5 protein-coding genes and 2 pseudogenes are annotated in these 3062 nt (G+C 55.6%); all 7 read right to left on the bottom strand.

Annotation, left to right across the window (positions count from 1 at the left end; translation table 11 throughout):
• Positions 1–435: pseudogene (locus tag ACFFAR_RS29420) on the bottom strand (DNA-directed RNA polymerase subunit alpha); the annotation flags it as partial.
• Positions 436–559: 124 nt separating this feature from the next.
• On the bottom strand, positions 560–1183 hold the full coding sequence (gene rpsD / locus ACFFAR_RS29415; protein WP_062000483.1) for a 30S ribosomal protein S4: 624 nt from the start codon (positions 1181–1183) through the stop codon (positions 560–562).
• 158 nt (positions 1184–1341) lie between these two features.
• Positions 1342–1746 carry a 30S ribosomal protein S11 gene (gene rpsK, locus ACFFAR_RS29410; RefSeq protein WP_006052224.1) on the bottom strand — a complete coding sequence of 135 codons (405 nt, stop codon included), beginning with the start codon at positions 1744–1746 and terminating at the stop codon, positions 1342–1344.
• A gap of 26 nt (positions 1747–1772) precedes the next feature.
• The gene (rpsM, locus tag ACFFAR_RS29405) at positions 1773–2138 is read right to left on the bottom strand and encodes a 30S ribosomal protein S13 (protein ID WP_375509032.1); all 366 of its coding nucleotides are present in this window, start codon (positions 2136–2138) and stop codon (positions 1773–1775) included.
• 41 nt (positions 2139–2179) lie between these two features.
• On the bottom strand, positions 2180–2296 hold the full coding sequence (gene rpmJ / locus ACFFAR_RS29400; RefSeq protein ID WP_004199844.1) for a 50S ribosomal protein L36: 117 nt from the start codon (positions 2294–2296) through the stop codon (positions 2180–2182).
• Between the two features lie 20 nt (positions 2297–2316).
• Positions 2317–2391 (bottom strand): annotated as a pseudogene (infA, locus tag ACFFAR_RS29395) (translation initiation factor IF-1); the annotation flags it as partial.
• A 62-nt stretch (positions 2392–2453) separates the two neighbouring features.
• Positions 2454–3062 (bottom strand): preprotein translocase subunit SecY (locus ACFFAR_RS29390; protein ID WP_375509031.1); only part of this gene is annotated, 609 nt, incomplete at its 5' end.

Below are 3062 nucleotides of genomic sequence, written 5' to 3'. Positions count from 1 at the left end.
GCCCTTTTCGATCTTGATCTGAACGTCGAGCTTACCGCCCTTCGACAAATGCGCGATCACGTGATCCGGATTGATGATCTCGCAGTCGTGCGCGAGTTCGATATCGCCGGCCGTGACAACGCCTTCGCCTTCCTTGCGCAGCGTAACCGTAACTTCGTCGCGGTTATGCAGCTTGAAAACGACGCCCTTCAAATTCAACAGCAGGTTGACCACATCTTCTTGCACGCCGTCGAGCGTAGAATACTCATGCACGACGCCTGCAATCGTCACTTCGGTCGGCGCATAACCAATCATCGACGACAACAGCACGCGCCGAAGCGCGTTACCCAAGGTGTGACCATAGCCCCGTTCGAACGGCTCCATGACCACTTTCGCGTGGCTGTCGCCAAGCGATTCGACTGCAATAATCTTGGGCTTCAACAAACTGGTTTGCATAGGTTTTCCTTTTCAATACCCTCGGCTCGTTACGCCGATAAGGCTGACCGGTGACAACCCGAAAATAAACAGCCGAGGCAACCCCTTGCCTTCCGCAATCAGGGTGCCCCGGCCGCTAATCCGATTAACGCGAATACAATTCGACGATCAGGCTTTCGTTGATATCGCCAGCAATGTCAGCGCGATCCGGCATGGCTTTGAACGTGCCTTCGAACTTCTTGGCATCGACCGTCACCCAGCTCGGCATTCCGCCTTGCTCAGCCAGGTTCAGCGCTTCCAGAATACGGACTTGCTTCTTCGACTGTTCGCGAACAGCAACCACGTCGCCTGCCTTAACTTGCATCGACGGAATGTTGTTCACTACACCGTTTACCGTGATCGACTTGTGGCCGACCAGCTGACGCGCTTCAGCGCGCGTTGAGCCAAAGCCCATGCGGTAGACGACGTTGTCCAGACGCGACTCGAGCAATTGCAGCAAGTTTTCGCCCGTCGGGCCCTTGCGGCGATCAGCTTCAGCGAAATAACGGCGGAATTGACGTTCAAGTACGCCGTAGATGCGCTTGACCTTTTGCTTTTCGCGCAACTGCGTACCGTAGTCAGACGTACGAGCGCCCGACGTACGACCATGCTGACCCGGCTTGCTGTCGAGCTTGCACTTGTCGGCGAGCGAACGGCGTGCGCTCTTCAGGAAAAGATCAGTACCTTCACGGCGGGACAGCTTGGCTTTAGGACCGGTATAACGTGCCACTTTGCATCCTTAATAATTGATCACGCGAAATACGTTCGCGCTAGTTCGAACTCGATGGATCGAACGGTGGGCTTAGTCAGTATTCTTAACGCAGATTTCATAACGCAAGCAACCTGTCGACGCGCGAGCGTCAACAGGTCAAAGCGTTACGCGACGCCTTAGATACGACGACGCTTCGGCGGACGGCAACCGTTGTGCGGAACCGGTGTCACGTCGGAGATTGCGGTGATCTTGATGCCAAGACCATGCAGCGCACGCACCGCCGATTCACGGCCAGGACCGGGGCCCTTGATCCGCACTTCGAGGTTCTTCACGCCGTATTCCATCGCCACGCGGCCAGCCGATTCGGCTGCGACCTGAGCTGCAAACGGGGTCGATTTACGCGATCCCTTGAAGCCCTGGCCACCCGACGTAGCCCAGGCGAGTGCATTGCCCTGGCGATCGGTGATCGTGATGATGGTGTTGTTGAACGACGCGTGAACGTGAACTACGCCCTCGGCGACGTTCTTCTTGACCTTCTTGCGAACGCGTTGCGCCGCGGAGTTGTTCGAAGCCTTAGCCATTACGTTTTCCTGTAACTATATTCCGCTTACTTCTTCAGCGATTGCGCTGCACGACGCGGACCCTTGCGGGTACGGGCATTCGTACGTGTGCGCTGTCCACGCATGGGCAAGCCCTTGCGATGGCGCACGCCACGATAGCAGCCCAAGTCCATCAGGCGCTTGATATTCATCGTCACTTCGCGACGGAGGTCGCCTTCGACGATGAACTTACCCACTTCGTCACGCAGCTTTTCGATATCTGCGTCGGTGAGGTCCTTGACCTTCTTCGAAAATTCCACACCAGAAGCAACGCAGATGTCGCGAGCGCGCGTGCGGCCTACACCAAAGATAGCCGTGAGGCCGATTTCAGTATGCTGGTGATTCGGGATGTTAACCCCTGCGATACGAGCCATTGTTTTTCCTCAAACAAAAAGCGCAAGCAAAAGCGCGGCGTTCAGCCTTGACGCTGTTTGTGGCGCGGATCAGAGCTGCAAATCACGCGCACAACGCCCTTGCGCTTGATGATCTTGCAATTGCGGCAAATGCGCTTAACCGATGCCATCACTTTCATGATATTACCCTTTTTTCAAATCACTTCGCCCGTAACACGATCCGTGTACGAGACAGATCGTAAGGGGTCAACTCAACCGTTACCTTGTCGCCCGGATCTGTATCCAGTGACGGCAGAGCTATCCTTCAACTCGTGCCGCCCCTGACCACGGTCCTTATCAGCGCATCGGGACGTTGCTGCCTTTGAAGTTCGCCTTCTTGAGCAGCGATTCATACTGTTGCGACATGACGTAAGACTGAACCTGCGCCATGAAATCCATCGTGACCACCACAATGATCAGCAGTGATGTTCCACCGAAGTAAAACGGTACGTTCCAACGCAGCACCAGGAACTCTGGCAGCAAGCAAACGAACACGATGTAGATCGCACCAGCCAGCGTCAAACGCGTCAGGATCCGATCGATATACCGCGCCGTCTGGTCGCCCGGACGAATCCCGGGAACGAATGCACCACTCTTCTTCAGGTTGTCGGCCGTTTCTCTACTGTTGAACACCAGCGCGGTGTAGAAGAAGCAGAAGAAAACGATCGCCATCGCGTACAGCAACACATACACCGGCTGGCCAGGCTTGAGCGCCTCGGCAACGTTGTGCAGCGTGTTCGCGAACCAGCCGGTCCGCGTACCTGAACTGAACCAGTTCAGGATGGTTGCCGGGAACAAAATGATCGACGACGCAAAGATCGGCGGAATCACGCCCGACATATTCAACTTCAGCGGCAAATGTGAAGATTGCCCACCGTAAATCTTGTTTCCGACCTGACGCTTCGC

The sequence above is a fragment of the uncultured Caballeronia sp. genome (assembly GCF_964243625.1).
Classification (GTDB): Bacteria; Pseudomonadota; Gammaproteobacteria; order Burkholderiales; family Burkholderiaceae; genus Caballeronia.
Note: the sequence above shows the minus strand (reverse complement) of the source record. Positions and strands in the feature narration are given on the sequence as shown.

Bases quoted from the DNA above. Each gene is read 5' to 3' on its own strand.
- rpmJ (WP_004199844.1), bottom strand. From the start codon at position 2,296: ATGAAAGTGATGGCATCGGTTAAGCGCATTTGCCGCAATTGCAAGATC.
- rpsM (WP_375509032.1), bottom strand. From the start codon at position 2,138: ATGGCTCGTATCGCAGGGGTTAACATCCCGAATCACCAGCATACTGAA.
- rpsK (WP_006052224.1), bottom strand. From the start codon at position 1,746: ATGGCTAAGGCTTCGAACAACTCCGCGGCGCAACGCGTTCGCAAGAAG.